The organism is Rhizobium pisi, assembly GCF_003938655.1.
Taxonomy (GTDB): domain Bacteria; phylum Pseudomonadota; class Alphaproteobacteria; order Rhizobiales; family Rhizobiaceae; genus Rhizobium; species Rhizobium pisi.
This window is the reverse complement of record NZ_RJJT01000043.1, coordinates 1-24,865: the sequence shown is the minus strand read 5'-3', so window position 1 is coordinate 24,865 and position 24,865 is coordinate 1. Positions and strand designations below refer to the sequence as shown.

The following is a 24,865-nucleotide window of genomic DNA, read 5'->3' as shown; positions in this document are numbered from 1 at the left end:
CCGATCTATGCCGGTAACGCCATCCAGACGGTGCAGTCGACGGATGCCAGACGAGTGATCACCGTGCGCACCGCCTCCTTCGCCTCCGCAGCGGAAGGTGGTTCGGCCACCGTCGAGGCGATCCCGGCGATATCAGATCCGGGTCTGTCGCGCTTTGTCTCCGATGCGCTGTCGGCTTCCGACCGTCCGGAACTGACGTCTGCAAAGATCATCATCTCGGGTGGGCGGGCACTCGGCTCTGCCGAAAAGTTCAAGGAAGTCATCCTGCCGCTCGCTGACAAACTCGGGGCTGCCGTCGGCGCAAGCCGTGCGGCCGTCGATGCCGGTTATGCGCCGAACGACTGGCAGGTCGGCCAGACCGGCAAGGTGGTGGCGCCGCAGCTCTATATCGCCTGCGGCATCTCGGGCGCCATCCAGCATCTGGCCGGCATGAAGGATTCGAAGGTGATCGTCGCCATCAACAAGGACGAGGAAGCGCCGATCTTCCAGGTTGCCGACTACGGCCTCGTCGGTGATCTCTTCGACATCCTGCCGGAATTCGAAAAGGCGCTCTGACTGGGGAAACAGAACGTGGCTCGCGCGGTGGGACGTCCAATCAAACCTGGTGCCGATCTTCTTCTGAACGATGACGAGAAGCCGGCATACATACGGCTGCACGACATCGGCAGGGAGAGGCGGCCTCGGCCGCTGCAGGAATTCCTCAACGACGTCGGCGGGCTGATGCTGTCGGCGGAGGCTCCTGCCGTCGCCAGTTTCGTTGCGGGCAAGGTCCTCCAGAGGCTGCTCAAGACAGGAAAGGTGCGGCCGGAGGGCGGCGGGCCTCTTCCAGGCGTACCCGAAGGGCTCGACGACGCCATCGGCCATCTTGCAAAGTCGGGACGGAAATACGAGGCGATCGCCAGCCAGTTCCATAGTCTCGCCGACAAGCTGCTCTGGAGGCGCGGCCGCTCCGGACCCTTCGCAAGCCTGAATTTCGGCAACACGCACTCCCATGCGGTCGTGGTCGGCCCCGGTGGCATGGAGGAGCGCGCCGATCTCAGGGTCGGGGTGATCTATATGGACCGTTACACCCGGTTTCCCGATCACGTTCAGACGCAGCCGCGCGCCTTCATCCTGCTTTCGCCGGCAGAAATCTGCCTTGGCGATTCCCAATGGTTTTCTGCCGCTACTGGCACAGTCTTCGCCAACGATGCCGGGCAATCCTTCGCGATAAGATGCACGGCCCAGCCGCTTCTGGCGGTCTGGTGCCAGATCGAGCCGGGATGATTGCGGTGAGGCCGGGCCAGATCGCTTACCCGCATATGCAGCCACTGAATTCAATTTAACAGGAGGGATTATCAAATGGACGTTCGCGCCGCCGTTGCCGTTCAGGCCGGAAAACCGCTCGAAGTGATGACCGTGCAGCTCGACGGCCCGAAGGCCGGCGAAGTGCTGGTAGAGGTCAAGGCGACGGGCATCTGCCACACCGACGATTTCACCCTGTCGGGCGCCGATCCGGAAGGCCTCTTCCCCGCCATTCTCGGCCATGAGGGTGCGGGGATCGTCGTCGATGTCGGCCCGGGTGTGACCTCGCTCAAGAAGGGCGACCATGTCATTCCGCTTTACACACCCGAATGCCGCGAGTGCTATTCCTGCACGTCCCGCAAAACCAATCTATGCACCTCGATCCGATCAACCCAGGGTCAGGGCGTGATGCCGGACGGCACCTCGCGCTTCTCGATCGGCAAGGACAAGATCCATCACTACATGGGCTGCTCGACTTTCGCCAACTTCACCGTTCTGCCTGAGATCGCGCTCGCCAAGATCAACCCCGACGCGCCCTTCGACAAGGTCTGCTACATCGGCTGCGGCGTCACCACCGGCATCGGCGCCGTCATCAACACCGCCAAGGTGGAAATCGGCGCCACGGCGATCGTCTTCGGCCTCGGCGGCATCGGCCTCAACGTCATCCAGGGCCTGCGGCTGGCCGGCGCCGACATGATCATCGGCGTCGACATCAACCCAGATCGCAAGGCCTGGGGCGAGAAGTTCGGCATGACACATTTCGTCAATCCGAAGGAGGTCGGCGACGACATCGTTCCTTATCTGGTCAACCTGACCAAGCGTCATGGCGACCTGATCGGCGGCGCCGACTACACCTTCGACTGCACCGGCAATACAAAGGTGATGCGCCAGGCGCTCGAAGCCAGCCATCGCGGCTGGGGCAAATCGGTCATCATCGGCGTTGCCGGCGCCGGCCAGGAAATCTCGACCCGTCCGTTCCAGCTCGTCACCGGGCGCAACTGGATGGGCACGGCCTTCGGCGGCGCGCGCGGCCGCACCGACGTTCCGAAGATCGTCGACTGGTACATGCAGGGCAAGATCCAGATCGATCCGATGATCACCCACACCATGCCGCTCGAAGACATCAACAAGGGCTTCGATCTGATGCACAAGGGGGAAAGCATCCGCGGCGTGGTGCTGTATTAAGCGATGAAGACGATCTCGACCGATAAGTCCCACGGCGGCACTCAGGGCGTCTACGTCAGCCGCTCTGATGCCTGCGGCTGCGACATGACCTTTGCGGTGTTCGTGCCGCCGCAGGCGGCCAAGGGCAATTGCCCGGTTCTATGGTACCTGTCGGGTCTGACATGCACCCATGCCAATGTCATGGACAAGGGCGAGTATCGGCGGCTTGCCGCCGAGCTCGGCGTCATCGTCATCTGCCCGGATACCAGCCCTCGCGGCGAGCATGTTCCCGATGAGCCCGACAACTGGCAGTTCGGCAAGGGCGCCGGCTTTTATGTCGATGCCACCCAGCCGCCGTTTTCGGCGAATTATCGCATGTACAGCTACATCGTCGATGAATTGCCGCGCCTGCTTGCCGCGGAATTTCCGGTCGACATGGACCGCCAGGCGATCTTCGGCCACTCGATGGGCGGACACGGCGCGATCACGATCGCGCTCAAGAACCCGGACCGTTTCCGGAGCTGCTCGGCCTTCGCGCCGATCAGCCATCCCTCGGTCTCCGGCTGGTCGAAGCCGGCATTCCGGAAATATCTCGGGGCCGATGAAAAGACCTGGCGGGCCTACGACGCCTGCTCGCTGATCGAGGACGGGCATCATTTCCCTGAATTGCTCGTCGACCAGGGAACGGCGGATTCCTTCCTGGAGGATGGATTGCGTCCCGGCGAGCTCAAGCAGGCCTGCGAGGCGGCCGGCATCAAGCTGCAGCTTCGCATGCAGGACGGCTACGGCCATTCCTACTTCTTCATTTCGACATTCATGGAGGACCATCTGCGCTGGCATGCGCAGAGGCTGGGAGATCGGAAATAACGCAGAGCTCGGCCGGGCATAACGCAAACGGCCAGGGAGGAAGGGAGTGAAGCAATGACCAGCATAGCCATTCATCCGGCAGTGGATTCAGGCTTTCGAGCGACTGACGCTGCCTTTGCGGGCGGCACGCTCGTGTGCAAATGTGCAAGCAATCCCGTCAAGGTCAGGATCAAGGGTGACATCGCCCATAACCACGCCTGCGGCTGCACCAAGTGCTGGAAGCCCGAGGGTGCCGTCTTTTCGGTCGTGGCGGTGGCTCCGACAGAGAGTGTCGAAGTGCTCGAGAACGGTGACAAGCTCGCCGTCGTCGATTCCACTGCCCTGATCCAGCGCCATGCCTGCAAGCAGTGCGGTGTGCATATGTACGGCCCGGTCGAGCGCGAACATCCGTTCCAGGGATTGTCGTTCGTTCATCCCGAGCGCTTCCAGGAGGGCGGCTGGGCAAAGCCGACCTTTGCGGCCTTCGTATCGTCGATCATCGAAAGCGGCTTCGATCCCGCCAAGATGGACGCCGTCAGGGCGCAGTTGAAGGCGTCCGGCCTCGAGCCCTATGATTGCCTTTCGCCCGGCTTGATGGACTATATGGCAACCTGGACGGCCAAGAAGAGCGGTGTCCTGGCCGCCTGATCTCACGGCGCGCCCCTCCGGCGCCCCGACAAGTTAGCCGCCATCAGGCCTATTGCCTGATGGCGGCGCGCCGGTTTGCCGGCGGCCAGGCTTCCCATGCCTGATGATCGGAATTACGCGCAGAAGGCGCGGATGCCCCTCCAGAGAATTTTCGAACAGACCTGACACGATATCCTGGGAAGAACTCGCGACGGCAGACGCCACGCGTCTTTCCGGACGCAATTGCGCGTGCGATGCCGGCCATCCCTCGCCGGTCCTATCCCTCCCTTCGCCTTGAAACGACCCCCGGACAGGCGGCGGTGTCGGCTGGCTTCATTCAATTGTGTATTTTATAAATACTAATTGTGTACGCAGAGTACACAATTATTGACTCAGCCAAGGAGGCGTGTCAAATTCGTGGGAGTAGAGCAACACGAGGCCGGAGAGCGACGATGGCGAAGACACTCAAGAGCAATCTCTACGAAGATCTGAAGCGCCAGATTCTGACGATGGAGCTGGACCCGGACGCCGATCTGGATGAGGCCAGCCTGAGCGAGAGGTACGGGCTGTCGCGGACGCCGGTGCGGGACATATTCCGTCGCCTGGCCGGCGAGGGCTATGTCGACATCCGCGAGAACCGGGGTGCGCGGGTCATCCCGATGAACCACTCGACGCTGCGGAACTTCTTCCTTGTGGCCCCGATGATCTATGCGGCGATCGGCCGTCTTGCCGTGCAGAATTTCAAACCCACGCAGCTTGCCGACCTGAAGCAGACGCAGGAGCGCTTTCGCGCCGCCAGCCAGACTATGGATCCCCTGGCGATGGTGCTCGAGAACAATCGCTTCCACGAGATCTTCGGTGAGATGTCGGCCAACGACTATCTGCAGCCGAGCCTCGGCCGGCTGCTCATCGACCACGCGCGCATCGGCCACACCTTCTTCCGGCCGCGCAACGAGGACATGAAGCGGCGGCTGCAAATCGCCGTAGACCATCATGACAGCTTCATCGAGGCCCTCGGCTCTCACGACGAGACAGCCGTCGTCGACCTCGTCTTCGAGCATTGGGAACTGTCCCGCGAGAACATGGAGATGTTCATCGCTCCGCAAGGACTCAAGGCGGACGCCCTGCTTGGCGGTCCGGCTACGCAAATATTGGAGAAGTCATCGTGAAATTTGAGGGGATCTATACGCCGGCAGTGACGCCGCTCGATCAAAACGGTCAGATTGACCGGCCGGCATTCGCGGCCGTGCTCGAATCCCTGATCGAGGCGGGCGTTCACGGCATCATCGTCGGCGGCTCGACGGGCGAATATTACGCCCAGAGCAGCCAGGAGCGTTTCGAGCTTGCCGCCCACGCCAAGGACGTCATCGGCACGCGGCTGCCGCTCGTCATCGGCACCGGCGCCACCCGCACCGAGGATTCGGTCGAATATGCGAAGGCGGCGAAGGAAATCGGCGCGGATGCGATCCTGGTATCGTCGCCGCCATATGCGCTGCCGACCGAGCGCGAGAACGCGGTCCACGCGCTCACCGTCGATCGCGCGGCGAACTTGCCGATCATGCTCTACAACTATCCAGCCCGCATGGGCGTCGTCATGGGCGAGGAGTATTTCTCCCGCGTCGGCAAATCGAAGAACGTCGTCGCCATCAAGGAAAGCTCCGGCGACATGGGCAATCTTCACCTGCTCGCCCGGAAATTTCCGCACATCGCGCTCTCCTGCGGCTGGGACGACCAGGCGCTCGAATTCTTCGCATGGGGTGCGAAGAGCTGGGTTTGCGCCGGCTCCAACTTCCTGCCGCGCGAGCATGTCGCCCTCTATGAAGCCTGCGTCGTCGAGAAGAATTTCGACAAGGGCCGGGCGATCATGAGCGCAATGCTGCCGCTGATGGATTTCCTCGAATGCGGCAAATTCGTCCAATCGATCAAGCACGGATGCGAATTGATCGGGCTGAATGTCGGCTCGGTGCGCGCGCCGCTGCGCCCGCTCAACTCCGAAGAAAAGCGAACCCTCCAGACCGTCGTCGCCACGTTGAAGCGCACGGTCGGCCAGATCACGTCGGGAGCAAACCATGCATGAACCCTTGACCGCCGCCGAATACAAGGCGATCGCCGCTGGCCTTCAGTTCCCGACGAACGCCTTCGTCGACGGCGCATTCCGTCCGGCAAATTCCGGCAAGACGTTCACATCAACCAACCCTGCGACGGGCGAGGTTCTTGCCGAAATCGCGGCCTGCGATGCCACCGACGTCGACTTCGCCGTCGAAAAGGCGAAGCAGGCGTTCGACGACGGACGTTGGCGGCTTCGTTCACCGAACGAGCGCAAGGACGTGCTTCTGAAGCTTGCCAGGCTGATGGAGCAGAACAGGCACGAACTCGCCGTCATGGAAAGTCTCGACAGCGGCAAGCCGGTCCGCGAATGCCAGACGGTCGACGTTCCCGATACCATTCATACGCTGCGCTGGCATGCCGAGCTGGTCGACAAGCTCTATGACAATACCGCTCCTGTCGGCGCGAACGCGCTGACGATGATCGTGCGCGAGCCGATCGGCGTCGTCGGCTGCGTGCTGCCCTGGAATTTCCCACTGCTGATGCTGGCCTGGAAGATCGGCCCGGCGCTTGCGGCCGGCTGCTCGGTGATCGTCAAGCCGGCGCAGGAAACGACGCTCACCACCCTGCGCGTCGCCGAGCTTGCCCATGAGGCCGGTATCCCGGCTGGTGTTTTCAACGTCGTGACCGGCTCGGGCCGCGAGGTCGGTGAACCGATCGGCCTGCACATGGATGTCGATATGGTCGCCTTCACCGGCTCGACGCCTACGGGCCGCCGCTTCCTGCGTTACGCCGCCGACTCGAACCTCAAGAAGGTCGTGCTCGAATGCGGCGGCAAGAACCCCGCGGTCGTTCTCGACGATGCCGAAGATCTGGACCTCGTCGCCGAGCAGGTCGTCAACGGCGCTTTCTGGAACATGGGCGAGAACTGCTCGGCCACATCGCGTCTCATCGTTCACTCCAAGGTCAAGGACGAACTGATGAAACGCATCGGCGCCTATCTGCGCGAATGGAAGACGGGCGATCCGCTCGATCCGGAAAACCGCATCGGCGCGCTGGTCAGCAAGGCGCATTTCGATAAGGTGAAATCCTTCCTCGACGACGCCAGGACGGAGAAGCTGTCGGTTGCTCACGGCGGCGAAACCTATAACGGCATCTTCATCGAGCCGACGGTGGTCGAGGGTGTGGCGCCGGCCAGCCGCCTCTTCCAGGAAGAGATCTTCGGGCCGGTGCTCTCGGTCACGACCTTCAATTCGCTTGCCGAGGCGATCGCCCTTGCCAACGACACGAATTACGGTCTGACGGCCTCCGTCTATACCGGCAGCCTGAGGAACGCCATCAAGCTCTCGCGCGAGATCCGGGCCGGCGTCGTCACCGTCAACTGCTTCGGGGAAGGGGACGCCACCACGCCGTTCGGCGGCTACAAGGAGTCGGGCTTCGGCGGCCGTGACAAGTCGATCTTCGCCCATGACAATTACTGCGAGCTGAAGACCATCTGGATCGACGTTTCGGAACGGTCCGTCGACGAGACGATCCGATGACCCGACACGTGATCAAGCGCCTGCCGATCGATACCGGCGTTTCGGGATGGGAGGCGATCAGCGGACGCGCCTTTCCCGCAACGGCGCTTGAGCACGATATGACTGCCGACTGGCTGGTCATCGGCGGCGGATTTGCCGGCCTGTCGGCGGCGCGCCGCCTCTCGCAGGCGCGGCCTCACGACAAGATCGTCGTGCTGGAGGCGCGTGAACTCGCCAAGGGTCCGGCCGGGCGGAATTCCGGCTTCATGATCGATGTGCCGCACAATCTCTCGTCGGGCGAGTATTCTGTGGCCGGCGAAGAGGCAACCAGGAGCGAGATCCGGCAGAACCGCCTGGCGATTTCCTTCGCAGCCGATGTCGCGGCCGAATACGGCATGTCCAGGGAAACCTTCGATCCCGCCGGCAAGGTGAATGCGGCCGCCTCCGAGCGCGGGCTTGGGCTCAACGACAATTACAGAAAATCGCTCGAGAAGATCGGCGAGGAGCATCGCATTCTCGACGCACAAGAGATGCGGGAGATGACCGGCTCGCGCTATTATCGCGGCGGGCTTTACACACCGGGCGCGGTGATGATCCAGCCCGCCGACTATATCCGCGGCCTGGCGCGCGGGCTTTCCGCGAAGGTCGTCATCCACGAGCGCTCGCCGGTTCTAGAGCTTTCCCGTGAGGGCAGGACCTGGAAGGCGAAGACGGCCCGCGGCTCCGTTTCCGCGCCGAAGGTCATTCTGGGCGTGAACGGCCATATTCAAAGCTTCGGCCATTTCCGTGGGCGGCTGATGCACATCTTCACCTATGCCTCGATGACATCAGCCTTTTCCCAGAACGAATTCGCGGGCGATGTTACCGGCGTCGATCGCTGGGCGCTGCTGCCGGCCGACCCGATGGGCGCGACGGTGCGCAAGATCACCAAGGATGGTCTTTCTAGGATCGTCATCAGGACGAGGTTCACCTACGACCCGAGCCTCAGAGTCTCGGAGAAGCGCGTCGCCGGCGTGGCGGCCGAGCAGCGCCGGTCTTTCGACGCCCGTTTCCCCGGGCTGGAGCGGCTGCCGATGGAATATAGCTGGGCGGGTGCGCTGTGCCTCAGCAGGAACCACGTGCCGGCATTCGGCGAAGTCGAAGAGGGGCTTTTTTCCGCCTGCTGCGAGAACGGTCTCGGCACCGTCAAGAGCACGCTCGCGGGGATGATGGCGGCCGATCTCGCGACAGGCGCCGCAAGCCCAGAGCTCGACACATACAAGAACCAGCCGGAACCGGCCAGATTGCCTCCCGAGCCCATTGCGTGGCTCGGCGTCAACTCGGTCATCCGCCTGCAGGAATTGCGTGCAGGCCGCGAGGGATGATCCCTCGGCCCACGTAATATGAAGGCTGCCCGCCGCAGACTTCAGAGAATGGGAACAAGAACCAGGAGTACAAACAATGAAGAGTTTGTGGAAGGCGCTTTGCGCCGCCGCGATGATCGGGATCAGCATCCTTCCCGCCCGCGCGGAGGAAAAAAAGACGATCACCATGGGCACGCTGTCATGGGAAGACCTGACGCCCATCACCGGCATCACCAAGAAGGTGCTCGAAGACGCCGGCTACACCGTGAAGGTGACCGAATTCTCCGAATGGGGCATCGCCTATGCCGCTCTTGCCAAGGGCGACATCCAGGTTCTCGCCTCGCAGACGGACTACGTCGCCCAGGACTACTGGGACAAGAACAAGAGCCGCCTCGAAAAGATTTCGCCGGTCTCGCACGGCCTCTACCAGGGTGTTGCCGTTCCGAAATACGTCCCGATCGACTCGCTGGAACAGCTGAATGAAAACGCTGACAAGTTCAGCGGCAAGATCATCGGCATCGAGCCGGGCTCCGGTCTGATGCGCGACACCTCGAACGCCGTCAAGGACTACGGCCTCAAGCTGCAGCTCGTCGAAGGCAGCACAGCGGCAATGACGGCAGCACTGAAGTCGGCCTACGACCGCAAGGAATGGATTGCGGTCACGATCTGGGAGCCGTCGTGGATGGTCCAGAAGTACGAGGTCAAGTACCTCAAGGATCCGAAGGGCGTCTTCCCGCCACCGCAGAGCTACTACTGGATCGGCCACAAGGGCTTTACCGAAGAAAACCCGCATGCACGCGAAGTGATGGCCAGCGTCTACGTGCCGATCGCAGACATCACCACCATCAACGGTGAGGTCAAGGACGGCAAGACCATGGACCAGGCCGTGCAGGATTGGATTGGCGCCCATGCCGACCTGATCAAGCGCTGGGAAAACATCAAAAAGAGCTGAACCGCGACTTGGCCGTCCGATCCTCATCGGGCGGCCATCCAGAGGCCCAATCTAAAGAAGCCAGCGCAATTGGCTCAAGGGGATCGCTATGAAAACCGCGAATGTCGATATCGATGACGTCCTGATTGACTGCCAATCCCTTTGGAAAGTCTTCGGCGACAAGTCCGCTGCGGCGATGAAGTCGATCAAGGAGTGCGGCCTCGGCAAGAAAGAGGTCCTGCAGGAATTCAACTGCGTCGTCGGCGTATCCGAGGCGAGCCTCCAGGTCCGGCGGGGCGAAATCTTCTGCATCATGGGACTGTCGGGCAGCGGAAAATCGACGCTCATCCGCCTTCTCAACAAGCTGATTGCGCCGAGCTCCGGCAAGGTTCTCGTCAAGGGACGCGATCTCGCTGCCCTGTCGCCGGTCGATCTCAGACAGATGCGCGCCAAGAACATCGGCATGGTATTTCAGAGCGTCGCCCTGCTGCCGCATCGAACGGTATTGGAAAACGCGGCCTTCGGCCTCGAGGTTCAGGGAATAGCCAAGCCGGATCGAAACAAGACCGCTGCCGCCGCTCTTGAAAAAGTCGGCCTCGCCGACTGGGTGAGCCGATATCCCAACGAGCTTTCCGGCGGCATGCAGCAGCGTGTCGGCCTTGCCCGCGCGCTTGCCTCCGACCCCGAAATCATTCTCATGGACGAGCCGTTCAGCGCGCTCGATCCGCTGATCCGGCGCCAGCTTCAGGACGAGTTCCGTCAGTTGACCAAGTCGCTCGGCAAGTCCGCGGTCTTCATCACGCATGATCTCGACGAGGCGATCCGCATCGGTGACCGTATCGCGATCATGAAGGACGGCGTCATCATCCAGACCGGTACGGCGGAGGACATCATCCTCAACCCGGCCGATGCCTATGTCGCCGAATTCGTCGCCGGCATTTCCCGCCTCCATCTGATCAAGGCGCATTCCGTCATGCGCAGCGTCGCCGAATTCCAGCAGAGCGCGCCGAATTCCGACATCGCGTCGCTGATGCGCACGGGGCCGGACGCCGATATCGACGAGCTCATCACGCTGACGATGCAGTCGGAGCGAGACGCCATCGCCGTCGTCGACAAGGATCAGGTCGTCGGCGTGGTGACACCGCGCAGCCTCCTGATGGGCGTCAAGGGAACCTCCGCCCATGATCTGACAGCGGCGTGAGCCCAAGGGGAGCTGATTGAGATGGATACTTCAGCCTTTACCGATCTTTTCGACGAATGGACGGACTCCGGGCTCGAATGGGTGAGCGACAACGGCGAGTTCCTGTTCGACCATATCAGGCAGGTTCTCGAAGGGATTTATGACGGGATCCTGTGGCTTCTTCAGCTTCCGCCCTTCTATGTGGTCGCGCTCATCGTGGCGCTCATCGGCTGCCGGCTGGTCAATGTCTGGTTCGGCGTTCTCGCCGGCATCGCGCTGGCGCTGTGTTTTTCCATGGGGCTCTGGCCGGAGACGATGAGCACGCTGGCGCTGGTCCTGACCGCGACCGCGCTTGCCCTGGTGATCGGCATCCCGATCGGAATCGCCGCCGGCTTCTTCACCGGCCTCGACCGCTTCATGGAGCCGGGCCTCGATCTCATCCAGACGCTTCCGCCCTATATCTACCTGCTGCCGGCGATCGCCGTGCTCGGCTACGGACCGGCCACCGCAATGATCGCCACCGTGATCGTCGCCATGCCGCCGGCGATCCGCCTGACATCTCTCGGTATCCGGATGACGCCCAGCGAGTTCGTCGAACTCGGAGAGGCGCTCGGGATGACGCCGGCACGGATGTTCTTCAAGATCCGCCTTCCCTTTGCGCTGCCAAGCATCATGGCGGGCATCAACCAGAGCCTGATGATGGCTTTCGGCATGGTCGTCATCGCCGGCATCGTCGGTTCCGGCGGGCTCGGGGAGACGATCTACGGCGCGATCAGGACGCTCGACATTGCGACTTCGATCAACGGAGCGATCGCCATCGTGGTGCTCACCATGGTGCTTGACCGGATCACCCAGAGCGCAGCCCGCCTGGGAACAGGGAGGAAGTCATGAATTCTTCGGTCCTGCAGTTTTCGCCGGGCGCCTTCCTGGCGCCGGCGGTCGATTGGCTCAACACCAATCTTCACCCGCTTTTTGCGGCCATCAGCACCCTGGTCGAAGCGGTCCTTTCCACAATCGAGGCGGCGCTCCTCTTCGTGCCGCCTTATGCGCTGATCGCAATCGTCGTTGTCCTGGCATTTCTGGCCGTCAGCCTGCGCGCCGCCATCCTTGCCGGCCTTTGCCTCGGCTTCTGCCTTCTTGTCGGGCTGTGGACGGCATCGATGCAAACCCTTGCGCTTGTTACCGTCGCCGTCCTGATCTCCGTGCTCGTCGCCTTCCCGATCGGCGTCCTGTGCTCGCGCCACAAGACGCTGGAAGCGATGGTTCGCCCCGTTCTCGATGTGATGCAGACCGTGCCGCCATGGGTCTATCTCATTCCCGCGGTGATGATCTTCAGTCTCGGACGCGTGCCGGCGATCATCGCCACCATCGTCTACGGCATTCCGCCGATGTTGCGCTTGACCACGCTGGCCTTCAATCAGGTGCCGAGGGTATTCGTCGAACTTGGCAACGCCATCGGCGCGCCGCCGCGCTCGATCCTCTGGAAGATCGAAATTCCCCTGGCCAAGCAGACGCTGCTCGTCGGGCTCAACCAGTGCATTCTTCTGTCGCTGGCGATGGTCGTCCTGGCTGGCCTCGTCGGCGCGGGCGGCCTCGGCGCGGAAGTCACGCGCGGTCTGACGCGCATGGAGATGGGGCTTGGCCTCAGGGCGGGTCTTGCGATCGTCGCTGTCGCCCTTCTGCTCGACCGGCTGTCCCGCGGCCTGCTCGACCGGGACAGGCTGCCGAAGCCGAGATGAGCAAGGAGATGACGGAATGAGAAACAGCTTCTTCTGCATCGATGCGCATACCTGCGGCAACCCCGTCCGCCTCGTCGCGGGAGGTGGTCCGCTGCTGCCGCACGCGCCGATCAGCGAACGCCGGGAGATCTTCGTCCGCGACCATGATTGGGTGCGCAAAGCGCTGATGTTCGAGCCGAGGGGGCACGACATCATGTCGGGCGCGATCATCTATCCCGCCTATCGCAACGACTGCGATTTCGCCGTTCTTTTCATCGAGGTGAGCGGCTGCCTGCCGATGTGCGGCGCCGGCACCATCGGCACCGTGACCGCCGCGATTGAGGAAGGGCTGGTCAGGCCGCGCGAACCTGGCCGGGTCGCCATCGAAACGCCGGCGGGGAGGGTCGACGTCACCTATGAAGAGAAGGGCGGCTATGTCGATTCCGTTCGTCTCCACAATGTCGCGAGCTATCTCCATGAGAGCGATGTGGAGGTGGATGTGCCCGGAATGGGCCGCCTGCGCGTCGATATTTCCTATGGCGGCAATTATTATGCGGTCGTCGAACCACAGGAGAACTGGGTCGGGCTCGACGGCATGAACGCATCCGACATCGTCCGATGCAGCCAGAAGCTCAGGGCGGCACTTGTGAATGTCTGCAATCCCGTTCATCCGGACGATGCCAGGATATCAGGCGTGCATCACGCAATCTGGTGCGACCGCGCTGTGAACGACGTCTCTGACGGGCGCTGTGCGGTGTTCTATGGGGAAAAAGCCATCGATCGGTCGCCGGGCGGAACCGGCACCTCGGCACGTATGGCGCAGCTCCATGGAAAGGGACGGCTTACCTTGGGAAGTCGATATCGTCACGAAAGCCTGATCGGAACGATCTTCGAGGGCCGGGTCGAAGCCGAAGCAGACATCGGATCTTATCGCGGCATTCTCCCGAGCATCGGAGGTTGGGCGCGTATTATCGGCCACAACACCATTTTTGTTGACGATCGTGATCCGCTAGCGCACGGTTTCCAGATTCGATGAGCGCATTCAGGAACGGTGATGAGATGACCATGCGGCCCGGCCAGCATCGGCTGGCAGACGACGCGGCGAAGCAGACGGCCCGGCTCAAGGTGGGCTTCGTTCTGTCGCGGTCATTCACGCTGTCGGCTTTCGCGCTCTTTGTCGATACGCTGCGGCTTGCTAGCGATGAGCAGGATCGTTCCGGGAGGGTGCTGGCCGACTGGCAGGTGATCGGCAGCACGCGGCATCTGATAACCTCAAGCTGCGGCGTCCAGGTCGCCCCGACCTCGGACTTCGTCGATCCCTCGCGGTTCGATTACATCGTCGTCGTCGGCGGTCTGCTGACGGTGGAAAATCCTGTCGACCAGCAGACCATCACCTTCCTGAAACAGGCGGACGCCAAGAAAGTGCCGTTGATCGGCGTGTGCACCGGTTCGTTCATTCTTGCGGCGGCCGGCCTGATGAAGCGTCACGAATCCTGCGTGAGCTGGCTGCACTACAAGGAGTTTCGCGAGCGGTTTCCCGATCTCAGCGTTCGCTCCGACCGGCTCTTCAATCTCGATCGCCAGCGCGGTTCCTGCGCCGGCGGCAGTAGTGCCGCCGATATGGCGGCGTTGCTCGTCAGGAAATACATCAGCCGCGATGCCGAGCGAAACGCGCTCGAAGTGCTGCAGATCGAGAAGGCCCGCGCTCCGGCCGACATCCAGCCGCGGCGTCCGCTCTACGACGATTACGACGATACCCGCGTCAAGGCGGCGATGATCACCATGGAACAGTTCGTCGACGGCAGCATGCCGATCGAGAAGCTTGCCGCCATGGTCGGGCTCTCGCGGCGCCAGCTGGAGAGGATCTTCATCGACAAGACGGGAATGTCTCCGGCCAAGGCCTATAATCGCGTTCGCATGGAACGGGCAAAATCGATCCTTGCCCAGTCGAAGGCGCCGCTGATCGAGATTGCGCTCGATGTCGGCTTCGAAAACGCCTCGCAGTTCACGCGGACGTTCAAGCGCACATTCGGGCAGACGCCCTCGCAGCATCGCGCGGCTTCGAGAGCACACTGAAGCGGGCGACCGTTCAGATCTCTTCCCAGGGAAAGCTGTCCAACCGCTCCGCGCCCTTCTTCGTGATCAGGGCTTGGGTTTCCAGTTTGATGCTCTCGGATCCAGCTTCGGCGATCAGGCTTTCCAGTTGAGCACATCAACAACGGTGGCTGGCGGTCTTAAATCAGGCGCTTTAAGGATTTGCTACCTTCCGGCCAGGTCGAACCTGACATCGCGCCGGCAGTCGACGAGGCCGATCGGCGCTGGCTTAGTGCAGAGGGCCACCCATAGGGCTGCCGGCTGGGCCCCCAAAACCGTTGCCGGCTGGGCCCATACCGCTCGGCGGGCTTGAGTGGGTCGGCGAGTTAGGTTGGCTTGGCGCGTCTTCAGCACTGCTTGACGAGCCGCCTTTGTTCGAAAGAAACTTGTCATTCGGCCGAAATGTTTGGGCGTTTCGTGTCTCACTCTGACATCCCTGAAGGATGCTCGCGGCGCTTAGAAGAGCCGCCGAAATTACAAAAAAATATCCAGTCTGCCTTACTTGGATTGGCATGCGAGTCTTTGCCCCGGCTAAATCGCGCGGCTTTTTAGTCAACGCGACAGAAAAATCTGCAACCAGTTGTTGCTATTACTCGTTACCAAATGGAATCCGGGAAGTATAGGGCGAGTTTCGCCATAGCCTGGTTGTCAATCAGCATCCAAAATTCACCCCTTATCGGCATCCAATTTTGAACCCACTGGCGGTGTAAATCAGCGCTTGGCCTGCCCGGCGCTGGCCGGGGTTACAGACCGGAAATCCGCCGTGGCATCGAGTACTCTCAGTGAACGACGGTGATCACCGGAATGCCAGCTTCGTCGGCGGCACGGATCAGCGCTTCTCGCGCGTCCTCAGCGGAAATGTCCCCGTGGATGGCGTCCCGGCACGCCCTGATCGCGATAAGATATTCATCGCCGTCGTCGATTGGCCAGCAAGCCGTCAGCAACTGGGCGGCATCCCAAAGGGTTGCGACAAGCTTGTATTTTTCCGGCCCACTGACAACGAGCATCAGAGGGGTAAACCCTTCGGTTATGTGCCACTTCATGACGTTATGCCTCCCCACGGTGAATATATTAGTAACCGTGCAAGAACCATTCCGGCCGGGTGGCGGCATGATCCAGGTTCTCACTTCAAACGAAGCGATGTTACGTTTGCCGCAGAATGCCGGCCTCCTTCGCCGCAGCTTCAAACGCAGCTCGCGCTTCCACATCGGGAACAACGCCACTCGCCGCGTCCAGGCATGCCTTGCGCGCTGCCGCGTAGCTCGCGGTTCTGTTGTCGGGCCAGTATTTTTTCAAACATGCGACCGCCTCTCGAGCGTTCCTGATGACGTGGACACGATCATCTATCTTCAATTCGACGTTCGCGTCCCAGATGCTGATCATGGCGTCCTCCGTGGGGCAAGCTTCCCACAAACGTATATTAGGAGGTTCTGTTCCAAGCGGTCGATCCTGCCGAAATTTTGGAGGGCAGCATCTTTCGAGTTCGATTCAATTCCTTTCATGGTTGCGAAGGCAGGTCCTTTACGGAAATTTTTCCGGCCACGACGGTTGGTCCGCCCGCATTCACGCTGCTAACGAAAATAGCCCTTCCAGTAGTATCTCAGAGCCATGATCGATCTCCCTAGCTGGCCTTGCGCCGCGGAGTAGCCCCGGAAGAGGCGCCTTTCGAAGCTACTCCGCGCGCAGCGCGCTCCCGACCGGTGCCGTTGGCGGCAGTGCGTTTCGGTTTGTTATCGGCGGCCTTCATCATCCCGGCACTTTCGCGAAGCGCGGGCAAAAGATCGTTCGGCTTCGAGATGCGATGACGATAACGCGACCCCCGTCAACGTTCTGCAACACCTCGTCGTCCGCATCGAAGAAGTCGAGGGGCTGGAAGATGCCCGCATTGTTGATCAGGGTATCGACATGAGGAACCTTGCGGAATCGCTTTCATCCCGCAACATCCGAGAATTCATGCTTGGCCATTTGAGGCGACATTGCCGGCGCTCAGCGCTCGATGACGAGATCGCTGAGCGGTTTCGAGCAGCACGGCAGGAAGAAGCCGGCGTCGATTTCCCTCTGGCGAATTCCGCCATTGTGATTCATGTCGACCGCGCCCGAAGTCAGCTTCGACTTACAGGTGCCGCAGACGCCGTTGGCACAGGACGAGGGTATCCTGATGCCTGCCTTCTTGGCGCAGGAGAGCACACTCTGATTGCCCGTGACCTCGATATTGCGGGCTTGCTTGGAAAAGGTGACCTGGAAGACCTTGGCGGCCGCCTCCTGGACCGCTGTTATTTCCGGTTCGTCGATGACCGCGGCGTCGAAGCTTTCTTCCACATAGCGCGAAGCGGGCACGCCGAGCTCGGCGGCAATGCCGCGCCCCGCCGCCATGAACGGGGCGGGGCCGCAGCACATCACCGTTCGATCGGCGATATCGGGAACAGCAAGCCTGACATACTCCGCCGAAATGCGACCGGTGAGACCCGGCCAGGACACCTCGCCCGCGACGGTTTCGGGAAGAAAGTGGAGCCGAAGGCCTTTCAGCCGTCGGGCGATGCAGGCCAGTTCGTCGCGAAAGATCAGATCCTGCGGCGTGCGGGCGGCGTGCATGAAAACGACGTCGGCCGGTTCGCAGCTGTCAGCGAGTTCACGCAGAATGGACATCACAGGCGTGATGCCGGAGCCGCCCGAGACCAGCAGAAGCTTCTGTCCTGACGCACCGGGTCTTGTGAAATGGCCGAGCGGGCCGTTCGCCTTGACGGTCGCGCCTGCAGCAAGCGTGTCATGAAGCCAGTTGGAGATCTTGCCGCCGGGAACGCGCTTCACCGTCACGGAGAAGGCGTTCGTGCGATGCGGTGACGACGAGATGCTGTAGCATCGGCTTTCGGCCTCTCCATTATGTTCGAGGTCGAACAGGAAATATTGTCCGGCCTTGAACGCGAAGCGTTTGCCCTCGCGCGATGCGAAGGTGAACGTCTTGACGTCATGGGTTTCCTGCTGGACGTCGAGGCAGACAAGCGCGTCGTCTGTCTCGGGATTCCAGATGTCGGGGAGGGCGGCCTTCGCTGATAATGCCTGTGGGCTCCTAGTATCCATGGGCGCGCATCCGATCGATGTACCAGGCGGCGAACTTGTCGAGGTTCGTCTCGGAGAAGCGGGAATAGGGGCCCGGCTGATAGGCGGGATCGAGAGTGCCGGCATGGGAGCGGGCGACGAGATCGGCGTCCTGGTCGGTCGTCTGGACCCAGACGTCCGTCAGCTTGTCGAGATCGTAATCGACCCCTTCGACGGCATCCTTATGCACCAGCCATTTGGTGCGGACGAGCGTCTTGCCCGCCGAGAGCGGGATGACGATCGCCACGACCGCATGGTCGCCCATGAAGTGGTTCCAGCTGTTGTGGCCCCAGAGATGCGTGTCGCCGAGATCCTTGCGGGTCATCTGCCCCAGCAGCCTGGAGGACGCGGCGGTGGCATCGTGGGTCTGGGATTCACCGGCGCCTGATATGATCAGCCGCTGCGTGCGGAAATTGGTGGCGCAGTCCGTGAGCTGCTCGACGGCAGCCGAGGGAAAGCCGTCGGCCTCCCATGCCCGCGTGCGTTCCTCATAGAGCCGGAAGTGTTCCTCGGCCTGTGCGCGGTCCTCCGGGCTCAGCGTCTCCGGATCGAAACCGAAGTCGAGATCGACGAAGGAGACGCAGAGTTCCGGATGGTTCGCGGAACAATGGTAGCATTCGCGATTGTTCTCCATCGTCAGCTTCCAGTTGCCGTCTTCGATGACGTCGGTCTGGTGGGCGACCTTGGCGTTGCGGATGTCGTAGGGAGCCAGCCGCTCGGTCATGGTCTGCTCGAGAACGGCGATATCGTCAGGCGGATTGTCGGAGAGGCAGACATAGATGAGCCCGCCGATGGACTTGAAGGTGACCGGCTTGAGGCCGCGACAGTCCTTGTCGAATTCCTTGCCCATATGGGGAGCGTAGCTAAGTTCCCCCGTCAACTCGTATGTCCAGGTGTGATAGGGACAGACGAGCTTCGAAACGATCGTCTTGCCCGGGTCGAGAAGACGGGAGCCGCGATGGCGGCAGACATTGTGCAGTACGCGGATTTCGCCGTCGTCGTCGCGCAGAAGGATCAGGCTCGTCTTGCCGATATCGATCACCGTGGCGTCCCCGGGTTCGGGAAGGTCACAATCGAGGCCGACGCAGATCCAGTGCTTGTGGAAGAAGACCTCGATGTCAGCTTCGAACACGTCCTCGCGTGTGTAGAGACCAGCCGGCAGCGAATGGCCTTCCGAGCGGGAGTCCAGCAATGCTGAAATGGAAGATGGAAGCCTGTTTAGCATGAGAACCCCTTATGTGAGAGTTTCCCCAGATTGCTCTTGCGGTTAAGGGTTTTCAACGGCATAAAAAATCACGCTCACATAATTTATACTCATGCGAAAAGGAGTTTCGAATGCAGTTTCGAAAACGGCTCCCCTCGCTGACGGCGCTGGTGACGCTGGAGGCGGTGCTCAGAAGAAAAAGCTTCACGCTTGCCGCGAGCGAACTCGGCGTCACCCAGGCGGCGGTCAGCAGACAGATCGCTGCTCTAGAGGAAGAACTCGGCCAGCCCCTGTTCCTGCGCAAGCATCGAGCGATCGAGCCGACGGCGGCCTGCGTCAGCCTCGGCGCAACGCTCGCCAAGAGCTTTGCCGATATCGCCGAGAGCGTGGAAGCGATCCAGTCGCGCGGCCAGGACGTGGTGACGATCGGGGCGACCGTTGCCTTCTCGTCCTTCTGGCTGCTGCCGCGGCTGGCCGAATTCCGCCGGGCGAACCCGGGCATTTTGGTGCGGGTGATCTCCCAGGACAGCCCGATCGCTCTCGACGACGGAGAGATCGACGTCGCCATCCGATACGGCATGCCGCCCTTCAGCGACGGAACCGTCATCGCCTCGCGTGGCGACGTCATCTGCCCCGTCTGCTCGCCGGATTATCTCAAGCGCCGGGGAGACGGTCCACTCGGCGACGCCGACGAATTCATCGAAACCGATGTGGTGGACCGCTCCTGGTACAGCTGGTCGCAATGGTTTTCTCTGACCGGCGCCCACGTGGAGTTCAAGCCGTCGCTTCGCTTCAACCACTATACCGAAACCATCGCCGCCGCACGCGCCGGCCAGGGGATTGCCTTGGGATGGCGCATGCTGATCGGCACCTTTCTGGAGGACGGAACCCTGGTGCAGGCCGGCGGCGGCGAGCTTGCCGCCGAAGGCCGCTACAACGTGATCGCGCCCGTCAAGGCCAAGCGAAGCAATGCACGAAATCTCGCCGCCGCTTGGTTGACGGCATCACTGCACGGTTGACCGAAAGCCACAGACGTCATGCCCCCACAACGAGCTGAGCCATCTGCAAACCTTGAGGTCGAATTATGCCGCGTTCAGGAGTTCAGCGCTAACCGGCATTCCCATATGAAAGCCCTGGACGCGGTCGATGCGCAGATCCTTGAGAAGGGAAAATTGTGCTGCAGTTTCGACGCCTTCCACCAGGATCGTATTTCCACGATTGCGGATGAGAGCAATCATGTCCTGAAGCATCGTCAAACCGCGTGGGTTCGAGCAGTCGTGCAGAAAGGTTCTATCGACCTTGACCGTCTGAAACTCGATTGCCCTCAGCCAAGAGAGGCCCGCGAAGCCGCAGCCGAAGTCGTCAAGCCAGATCTCGACGCCGAGTGCCCGCAGGTCGGCAATGCATTTGAGCACCTCCGACTGCATATCCATGTCCAGGCCCTCGGTGACTTCTAAGGCTAGCCGCGACCCGCAGACCCCGCAACGATCGAGGATATCAGCGACACTGGCAGCAAAGTCGGGGGAACGTAGTTGTATTGGCGACACATTGACGCTGACGGTAGCCATGCGATCGGTCATCAGTATGTCACGGCATGCCGTCTCGATCGCCCACCTGCCCAGTTCGAGGATAGCGCCACTTCGTTCGGCAACCGGAATGAATGTCTTCGGCGAAACCGCAGTGCCGTCCGGCATCCTGAGGCGCATCAAAGCCTCGACAGCTTTTGCTTTCTCGTTCGTCAGGTCGAAGATCGGCTGGTACACGAGCGAGACCAGTTTGCGATCAATGGCGGCCGCCAGCAGCGGGACGAGTTTACCAGCGTAGTCGTCGGGGCGAGGCAACAACGGATCAAAACTACGAATGCAGTTTCGACCACTTGCTTTGGCATTGTAGAGAGCAAGGTCGGCTTCACGTACTATTCGTTCAACCTTCTCTCCAACTTTCTCGCGGGTGAAGGCGACGCCGATGCTGACGGTTACGATCGACATATCATCTGGTCGCTCGTCGTGACCAATCGCAAGAGACTCGACTTCCAGTCTGATCTTCTCGGCAAGGTTCATCGCGACCTTGGGGAGGGCAGCCGGAATGACCACAATAAACTCCTCGCCACCATACCTGCCGATCATGCCATCGGACGACTCTACCACCGCCTTCAGCGCATGGGCGATGACGGTCAGACACCGGTCTCCTTCCTGATGTCCGTAGCGATCATTGAAGCGTTTGAAGAAGTCGACGTCGATGAGGAACACGGAGAAGTCGCGGCGTTCGTCTTTCCAAGCAGCCCAGCATTCGTCGAGTCGCCGATCCAGCGCGCGTCTGTTGCCTATGCCTGTCAGGTAGTCAGTATGTGAAAGCTCGAGCAGTGACCTTCCGCGCTCGGACGCTTCCCAGTGCTGGTGGCGAGCTTCCGCCGCGTTCAGCAACACGTTTCGACGCTCCACGTTCAATCGCCAATTGACGAAAGACGTGAAGACAAAGCACGAAATGTAGAACATCCCGAAGGCCAGCTTGTAGGTTTGGCTTGAGGGAAAAAATTCCTCGATCGTAACGAAAAATGCGCATAGAACGAGGCTCGAGGTGATCACCGAAAGCCGAAACGGGAAACTGAAAAAGAGGTTGGCGCCCATCATGAAGATGGCGCCGAATATCATGTAGTACGACATGGCGACGACGTCGCGGGTGGCAATCGCCGGGTAAAGCCAGCCCATATAGCCCACCAGCAGTGCAGCGGCACATGTGATGTCAAGCCAGACGGTTTTCACTTTTGCCAGCCGCAGGGTCTCGAATACCTGCAGAGCGATCGTTGCAACGGCGAATCGCGCGGCGATCGTCACAGGCGCAACATCGGGAATCAGCCAACGGTCGGGAAGTGCGAAGGCCACATAAACGGCAACCGCGATCCAAAGACCATGCCGCGAGCTCCGCCTTCGGACAGCATCATTTTCGATTTTCAGAGACTTTAGGGCCTCGGCGAATGAAAAGCTGGCGGTTGGTTCGTCGCGCTGGAAATTAGCGTAAGCCGCGATCATGCAACAACACCGGTCTGACAATGATCTAAAGTAAGCTGAAAAGTAAGCCATACTTCGTCGCCCTCCAAAATCACATTCGGCAACCTGCAACCGGTTTGTCTTATTGCTTAGCTTTGTTAGAGGGGTAGCATCGGACCCGCAAGAGTAGAAATACCCTTATCCCGTGTAGATTCTAGTCGCATCCTGTGTCGAGGTTGATTATGCTTAACGCAAGGTCAAGGGGTCTCGAAATGGCACAAAACCTGGTCTTGGACGGTGAAAGTCTTGTTGCGCCCGGCGAGATTCGTCGGGCGGCAAGGAGGGTTGCTGCCCCAGATCCCGGCCACCTTGTCGTTGCCAAAGCCGAGCTTGCCCTCAGCCTTGAGGTGTCGATCCGTCAGTTCAAGTCCGGCGTCGAGCCTAATGCGATAATCGAGCGTCTAACCGACGCCTTGCATCAGATGCGGCGGCGCTTTCATCCGGAGGTGTGGGACGCCATCGTTCCGATCGCGCAATCTCATCCGGTTGCCCACTATCTTCATCAAGATCCATTGACCCGCTGGTCGTTCGAAAAGCCGCGCGGCTATTCTGGCGACGCACGCCTTCTCGACTTCATCTACGGCAGACCGGAGATTGAGGACGCCGTCTTATCAGCGAGCAACTTGGGACGCTCGATCTACGCCTACACTCGAAATGCTTCGTCATCCCTAGCGGTAAGGGAGCGTCGAGACATTTTGGCTCGCCGCGTTGACGAAATCGCTTCGGCGCGGCCTGGTTTCACCGAAGTCCTCGCCATCGCGGCCGGGCATCTTCGTGAGGGGCCTTTGTCGCGCGCTCTCAGCGCCGGCGCGATCAGACGCTGGGTAGCTTTGGATCAAGACCCGATGAGCGTTGGAACCGTCGCCCGCGATTTCGCCGGCACATCAGTCCAGGCGATGAGCGGTTCGGTCAAGTCTCTGATCGGTGGAAGACATGTGCTAGGAATGTTCGATTTCGTCTATGCCGCGGGTCTCTATGACTATTTGCCGGACGCAGTAGCCGTAAAGTTGACCAAGAAGTGCGTCAGCATGCTTAAGCCTGGCGGCACATTCCTATTCGCCAATTTCTCTCCGGAGACGGATGTCGATGGCTATATGGAGACATTTATGAACTGGGCGCTGCTGTTGCGGTCGGAACGAGAGATGGGCTTGATCGCCAGTGAAAGCGCCACGGGGGCAGATTTGAAGGTGTCTGTTTGGTCCGGCTCAAACCGCAGCATTGTCTACTGTGAAATTCAAAGACCGCTGTAGGCGGTATGTTGGCTCGAAGGATTTATCGTCAGCGTCTACTCGGCCAAGGTCTCACCGCGCGCAAGAACGACCCACGCGCCGCGCTCGGCAAGGTGGCGCGCAGCGGCTTCGCCAAGCCCGCTGCTTGCGCCGGTGATGACGACGATTTTGTTTTCGATTCCTTGAGACATGATGATGATCTCCTGTTTTGAGGGTTAGACACGGCGGCCGGCGACGGCGGCGAGGACAGCCGAGCCCGTGAGAAGACAGGCGGCCAAAAGGAAGGTGCTCCACCAACCCGCGATGTCGAACAAGAGGCCGCCGGCGAAGGCGCCGCCTGCAATGGCGAGCTGAATCAGTGCCACTTGCAGTCCGCCTGCCGCTTCAAGCTCGCCGGGGACGACGGCAGCCATCCAGGTATTCCAGGCGACGGGGATCGGGGTCGAGAAGAATCCCCACATCACGAGCAGCGAGGCGGTCGCCGCCGCGAACGGTCCGAGTGCGATCAGCAGCAGGGCGAGGATTGCAAGAGCCGCCGGCAAGCCGACGAGAGCGAGCAGGAGGCGCCGCCGGGCGACGAAGCCGATGACGGAGGTTCCAGCCAGTCCGCCGACGCCAAGGCCGAGAAGCATCATGGACAGAAGATTCAAGTCCAGTCCCGTCACGCCTTCGAGAAACGGGCGAAGGTAGATAGACAATGCGTTCTGACCGATGAAGGCGAGACCGGTCGCCGCCATTCCGATCGCGAATGTACGATTGCGCAGCAAACCGAATATTCTGGCTACCGAGACGGTTGATGTCGCGGGCATCTTCGGCAGAACGACCAGCTGCCAGACGAGCCCCGCAATTCCGATCGGCACCGTGATCAGGAAAGTGTCGCGCCATCCGATCAACCCGCCGAGAAAACTGCCGAGCGGCGCAGCCAGCACGAGCGCCAATGCGGTGCCGCCCTGAAGCAAGGCAATGGCCTTCGGCAAGTCACGGCTTGAAGCCAGGCGCGCCAGGATAGCCGTCGACAGCGACCAGAAGCCGCCGATCGAAATACCGACCAGGACCCGCCCAATGAGAAAGACAAGGAAGTTGGGCGCCAGCGCAACGGCGAGGCTCGAAGCAGCCAGAACCGCCGTATAGAGCAGAACGACCATCTTCCTGTCGATCTTCGTCAGGAGCGCATTGCCGAAAAGGCTGGTGATGACCGCGAAGACACCGGACACGGTGATCGCCAATCCGGCTTGCCCCTCCGACACCGACAGGTCGCTGGCGATCGGAGTCAGAAGGCTCACGGGGAGAAATTCCAAACCCACCAGAAGGAAAGTCAGAAGCGAGAGACAGGTCACCGCGCTCCACCGGGTCGCCTCGCCTTCCTCCAGCACGGTCTCATTCAATATCAGCTCGATGCTCATGCAGGGTCTCCAATGAAAGAACACAAGGGGCAGAACGCTTGTTCTGCAGGGCTTTCCCTGGGTTCGGTTGTGTTTTGACCGGCATTCTGCCGACCGGGTAAATTTTCTCCGTTCGCAGGACGGGCTTTTCCAT

At 60.9% G+C, this 24,865-nt stretch carries 23 protein-coding genes and 2 pseudogenes; 17 read left to right on the top strand and 8 right to left on the bottom strand.

What is annotated here, in order from left to right:
* The 15 genes from EFD55_RS32370 to EFD55_RS32300 form a co-directional block, all read left to right on the top strand.
* The coding region (locus EFD55_RS32370; protein ID WP_148102912.1) for an electron transfer flavoprotein subunit alpha/FixB family protein at positions 1–555 on the top strand (555 nt) is incomplete at its 5' end.
* Positions 556–570: 15 nt separating this feature from the next.
* Positions 571–1,266: a dimethylsulfonioproprionate lyase family protein gene (locus tag EFD55_RS32365; protein WP_125851130.1), complete on the top strand. Its 696-nt coding sequence runs from the start codon at positions 571–573 to the stop codon at positions 1,264–1,266.
* A 75-nt stretch (positions 1,267–1,341) separates the two neighbouring features.
* Complete coding sequence (locus EFD55_RS32360; RefSeq protein ID WP_125851128.1) at positions 1,342–2,469, top strand: S-(hydroxymethyl)glutathione dehydrogenase/class III alcohol dehydrogenase; 1,128 nt, start codon at positions 1,342–1,344, stop codon at positions 2,467–2,469.
* Positions 2,470–2,472: 3 nt separating this feature from the next.
* Positions 2,473–3,315, top strand: coding sequence for an S-formylglutathione hydrolase (fghA, locus tag EFD55_RS32355; RefSeq protein WP_125851126.1), 843 nt, complete (start codon positions 2,473–2,475; stop codon positions 3,313–3,315).
* A gap of 54 nt (positions 3,316–3,369) precedes the next feature.
* Positions 3,370–3,942 carry an S-(hydroxymethyl)glutathione synthase gene (gfa, locus tag EFD55_RS32350; RefSeq protein WP_125851124.1) on the top strand — a complete coding sequence of 191 codons (573 nt, stop codon included), beginning with the start codon at positions 3,370–3,372 and terminating at the stop codon, positions 3,940–3,942.
* 431 nt (positions 3,943–4,373) lie between these two features.
* Complete coding sequence (locus EFD55_RS32345) at positions 4,374–5,090, top strand: GntR family transcriptional regulator (RefSeq protein WP_125851122.1); 717 nt, start codon at positions 4,374–4,376, stop codon at positions 5,088–5,090.
* Positions 5,087–5,998 (top strand): dihydrodipicolinate synthase family protein, encoded by a 912-nt coding sequence (locus EFD55_RS32340; RefSeq protein ID WP_125851120.1) that lies wholly within the window; start codon positions 5,087–5,089, stop codon positions 5,996–5,998. The genes EFD55_RS32345 and EFD55_RS32340 overlap by 4 nt, the downstream gene beginning before the upstream one ends.
* Positions 5,991–7,508, top strand: a complete 1,518-nt coding sequence (locus tag EFD55_RS32335) for an aldehyde dehydrogenase (protein WP_125851118.1) — start codon at positions 5,991–5,993, stop codon at positions 7,506–7,508. Before EFD55_RS32340 ends, EFD55_RS32335 begins: the two co-directional genes overlap by 8 nt.
* Positions 7,505–8,851: an NAD(P)/FAD-dependent oxidoreductase gene (locus EFD55_RS32330; RefSeq protein WP_125851116.1), complete on the top strand. Its 1,347-nt coding sequence runs from the start codon at positions 7,505–7,507 to the stop codon at positions 8,849–8,851. Before EFD55_RS32335 ends, EFD55_RS32330 begins: the two co-directional genes overlap by 4 nt.
* 76 nt (positions 8,852–8,927) lie before the next feature.
* On the top strand, positions 8,928–9,782 hold the full coding sequence (locus tag EFD55_RS32325; protein ID WP_125851114.1) for a glycine betaine ABC transporter substrate-binding protein: 855 nt from the start codon (positions 8,928–8,930) through the stop codon (positions 9,780–9,782).
* Positions 9,783–9,870: 88 nt separating this feature from the next.
* Entirely contained in the window at positions 9,871–10,962 is a 1,092-nt protein-coding gene (locus EFD55_RS32320; protein ID WP_125851112.1) for a quaternary amine ABC transporter ATP-binding protein, read from the top strand.
* Positions 10,963–10,983: 21 nt separating this feature from the next.
* A complete protein-coding gene (locus EFD55_RS32315; protein WP_125851110.1) occupies positions 10,984–11,832 on the top strand; it encodes an ABC transporter permease in 849 nt (282 codons plus the stop codon).
* A complete protein-coding gene (locus EFD55_RS32310) occupies positions 11,829–12,680 on the top strand; it encodes an ABC transporter permease (RefSeq protein WP_125851108.1) in 852 nt (283 codons plus the stop codon). Before EFD55_RS32315 ends, EFD55_RS32310 begins: the two co-directional genes overlap by 4 nt.
* Before the next feature lie 16 nt (positions 12,681–12,696).
* A complete protein-coding gene (locus EFD55_RS32305) occupies positions 12,697–13,695 on the top strand; it encodes a 4-hydroxyproline epimerase (protein ID WP_125851106.1) in 999 nt (332 codons plus the stop codon).
* A gap of 29 nt (positions 13,696–13,724) precedes the next feature.
* Positions 13,725–14,735, top strand: a complete 1,011-nt coding sequence (locus tag EFD55_RS32300; protein WP_125851131.1) for a GlxA family transcriptional regulator — start codon at positions 13,725–13,727, stop codon at positions 14,733–14,735.
* Positions 14,736–15,532: 797 nt separating this feature from the next.
* On the opposite strand, the gene EFD55_RS32295 is transcribed toward EFD55_RS32300, so the two are convergent.
* The 5 genes and pseudogenes from EFD55_RS32295 to EFD55_RS32275 all read right to left on the bottom strand — a co-directional run bounded on the left by EFD55_RS32295 (position 15,533) and on the right by EFD55_RS32275 (position 19,074).
* Positions 15,533–15,796: a DUF982 domain-containing protein gene (locus tag EFD55_RS32295; protein WP_125851104.1), complete on the bottom strand. Its 264-nt coding sequence runs from the start codon at positions 15,794–15,796 to the stop codon at positions 15,533–15,535.
* Positions 15,797–15,896: 100 nt separating this feature from the next.
* The gene (locus EFD55_RS32290; RefSeq protein ID WP_125851102.1) at positions 15,897–16,136 is read right to left on the bottom strand and encodes a DUF982 domain-containing protein; all 240 of its coding nucleotides are present in this window, start codon (positions 16,134–16,136) and stop codon (positions 15,897–15,899) included.
* A 238-nt stretch (positions 16,137–16,374) separates the two neighbouring features.
* Positions 16,375–16,554 (bottom strand): annotated as a pseudogene (locus tag EFD55_RS34055) (non-homologous end joining protein Ku); the annotation flags it as partial.
* Positions 16,555–16,739: 185 nt separating this feature from the next.
* A complete protein-coding gene (locus tag EFD55_RS32280) occupies positions 16,740–17,831 on the bottom strand; it encodes an FAD-binding oxidoreductase (RefSeq protein WP_125851100.1) in 1,092 nt (363 codons plus the stop codon).
* Complete coding sequence (locus tag EFD55_RS32275) at positions 17,821–19,074, bottom strand: aromatic ring-hydroxylating oxygenase subunit alpha (RefSeq protein ID WP_125851098.1); 1,254 nt, start codon at positions 19,072–19,074, stop codon at positions 17,821–17,823. The genes EFD55_RS32280 and EFD55_RS32275 overlap by 11 nt, the downstream gene beginning before the upstream one ends.
* A gap of 110 nt (positions 19,075–19,184) precedes the next feature.
* Here EFD55_RS32275 and EFD55_RS32270 point away from each other — a divergent pair, with 110 nt between their 5' ends.
* Complete coding sequence (locus tag EFD55_RS32270; RefSeq protein WP_125851096.1) at positions 19,185–20,072, top strand: LysR substrate-binding domain-containing protein; 888 nt, start codon at positions 19,185–19,187, stop codon at positions 20,070–20,072.
* Positions 20,073–20,135: 63 nt separating this feature from the next.
* Here EFD55_RS32270 and EFD55_RS32265 read toward each other — a convergent pair whose 3' ends face one another.
* On the bottom strand, positions 20,136–22,133 hold the full coding sequence (locus tag EFD55_RS32265) for a putative bifunctional diguanylate cyclase/phosphodiesterase (protein WP_125851094.1): 1,998 nt from the start codon (positions 22,131–22,133) through the stop codon (positions 20,136–20,138).
* A 179-nt stretch (positions 22,134–22,312) separates the two neighbouring features.
* Here EFD55_RS32265 and EFD55_RS32260 point away from each other — a divergent pair, with 179 nt between their 5' ends.
* A complete protein-coding gene (locus tag EFD55_RS32260) occupies positions 22,313–23,350 on the top strand; it encodes a class I SAM-dependent methyltransferase (RefSeq protein WP_125851092.1) in 1,038 nt (345 codons plus the stop codon).
* Positions 23,351–23,412: 62 nt separating this feature from the next.
* On the opposite strand, the pseudogene EFD55_RS32255 reads toward EFD55_RS32260, so the two are convergent.
* Together EFD55_RS32255 and EFD55_RS32250 are read right to left on the bottom strand one after the other, a co-directional pair.
* A pseudogene (locus EFD55_RS32255) lies at positions 23,413–23,520 on the bottom strand (SDR family NAD(P)-dependent oxidoreductase); the annotation flags it as partial.
* 24 nt (positions 23,521–23,544) lie between these two features.
* Positions 23,545–24,732, bottom strand: coding sequence for an MFS transporter (locus tag EFD55_RS32250; protein ID WP_125851090.1), 1,188 nt, complete (start codon positions 24,730–24,732; stop codon positions 23,545–23,547).
* Positions 24,733–24,865 lie beyond the last annotated feature (133 nt).

Excerpts from the sequence above, each read along its gene's own strand:
- EFD55_RS32360 (WP_125851128.1), top strand. The coding sequence starts at position 1,342 with ATGGACGTTCGCGCCGCCGTTGCCGTTCAGGCCGGAAAACCGCTCGAA.
- fghA (WP_125851126.1), top strand. The coding sequence starts at position 2,473 with ATGAAGACGATCTCGACCGATAAGTCCCACGGCGGCACTCAGGGCGTC.
- gfa (WP_125851124.1), top strand. The coding sequence starts at position 3,370 with ATGACCAGCATAGCCATTCATCCGGCAGTGGATTCAGGCTTTCGAGCG.
- EFD55_RS32345 (WP_125851122.1), top strand. The coding sequence starts at position 4,374 with ATGGCGAAGACACTCAAGAGCAATCTCTACGAAGATCTGAAGCGCCAG.
- EFD55_RS32335 (WP_125851118.1), top strand. The coding sequence starts at position 5,991 with ATGCATGAACCCTTGACCGCCGCCGAATACAAGGCGATCGCCGCTGGC.
- EFD55_RS32330 (WP_125851116.1), top strand. The coding sequence starts at position 7,505 with ATGACCCGACACGTGATCAAGCGCCTGCCGATCGATACCGGCGTTTCG.
- EFD55_RS32325 (WP_125851114.1), top strand. The coding sequence starts at position 8,928 with ATGAAGAGTTTGTGGAAGGCGCTTTGCGCCGCCGCGATGATCGGGATC.
- EFD55_RS32320 (WP_125851112.1), top strand. The coding sequence starts at position 9,871 with ATGAAAACCGCGAATGTCGATATCGATGACGTCCTGATTGACTGCCAA.
- EFD55_RS32315 (WP_125851110.1), top strand. The coding sequence starts at position 10,984 with ATGGATACTTCAGCCTTTACCGATCTTTTCGACGAATGGACGGACTCC.
- EFD55_RS32310 (WP_125851108.1), top strand. The coding sequence starts at position 11,829 with ATGAATTCTTCGGTCCTGCAGTTTTCGCCGGGCGCCTTCCTGGCGCCG.
- EFD55_RS32305 (WP_125851106.1), top strand. The coding sequence starts at position 12,697 with ATGAGAAACAGCTTCTTCTGCATCGATGCGCATACCTGCGGCAACCCC.
- EFD55_RS32300 (WP_125851131.1), top strand. The coding sequence starts at position 13,725 with ATGCGGCCCGGCCAGCATCGGCTGGCAGACGACGCGGCGAAGCAGACG.
- EFD55_RS32295 (WP_125851104.1), bottom strand. The coding sequence starts at position 15,796 with ATGAAGTGGCACATAACCGAAGGGTTTACCCCTCTGATGCTCGTTGTC.
- EFD55_RS32290 (WP_125851102.1), bottom strand. The coding sequence starts at position 16,136 with ATGATCAGCATCTGGGACGCGAACGTCGAATTGAAGATAGATGATCGT.
- EFD55_RS32280 (WP_125851100.1), bottom strand. The coding sequence starts at position 17,831 with ATGGATACTAGGAGCCCACAGGCATTATCAGCGAAGGCCGCCCTCCCC.
- EFD55_RS32275 (WP_125851098.1), bottom strand. The coding sequence starts at position 19,074 with ATGCTAAACAGGCTTCCATCTTCCATTTCAGCATTGCTGGACTCCCGC.
- EFD55_RS32270 (WP_125851096.1), top strand. The coding sequence starts at position 19,185 with ATGCAGTTTCGAAAACGGCTCCCCTCGCTGACGGCGCTGGTGACGCTG.
- EFD55_RS32265 (WP_125851094.1), bottom strand. The coding sequence starts at position 22,133 with ATGGCTTACTTTTCAGCTTACTTTAGATCATTGTCAGACCGGTGTTGT.
- EFD55_RS32260 (WP_125851092.1), top strand. The coding sequence starts at position 22,313 with ATGGCACAAAACCTGGTCTTGGACGGTGAAAGTCTTGTTGCGCCCGGC.
- EFD55_RS32250 (WP_125851090.1), bottom strand. The coding sequence starts at position 24,732 with ATGAGCATCGAGCTGATATTGAATGAGACCGTGCTGGAGGAAGGCGAG.